The following is a 519-nucleotide window of genomic DNA, read 5'->3' on the forward strand; positions in this document are numbered from 1 at the left end:
GCTTTGACGCAGATGGCGATAATGGCGATCCCGGCGGATCTATTACAAATGCGACCCCTTTATCCTTCCCCCCCTTTCCTCATATAAACTTCAACGCATCTGGATTTGGCGGCACGGCGAATGGCGGCGATGGCGGCGACGGCGGCGAAGGCCTGGCTGGAACGCCCTTTGAAACCAATGGCGGTGAGGGCGGCAATGGCGGCGTTGGCGGATCCGTCGATGTTCTCAACAACGCCACGATTTCGACCATCGGCTCGGGCCATCATGGACTCATAGCTTCCGCGGTCGGCGGCGATGGCGGCAGTGGCGGTGGCGCCCTTCCGGCGATCGTGAACCTTGGCGGCGACGCCGGAAGCGGCAACACCGGCGGCAGCGCCAACGCGGTTGCGTCTGGCACCAGCGACATCACGACGACGGGCGACTTTTCCTACGGCATCTTTTCCAACGCCAGCGGCGGCAATGGCGGCCAGGGCGGTGACAACATCGTCAGTCTCGGCGCCGATGCGGTGCCGCCGGAAG

Annotated in this window: 1 pseudogene; it reads left to right on the forward strand. The window is 64.0% G+C overall.

What is annotated here, in order from left to right:
• Window positions 1-519, forward strand: a pseudogene (locus EN984_RS38015) (hypothetical protein); the annotation flags it as partial.

Origin of the sequence: Mesorhizobium sp. M7A.F.Ca.CA.004.12.1.1 (assembly GCF_003997835.1) — a bacterium.
Classification (GTDB): domain Bacteria; phylum Pseudomonadota; class Alphaproteobacteria; order Rhizobiales; family Rhizobiaceae; genus Mesorhizobium.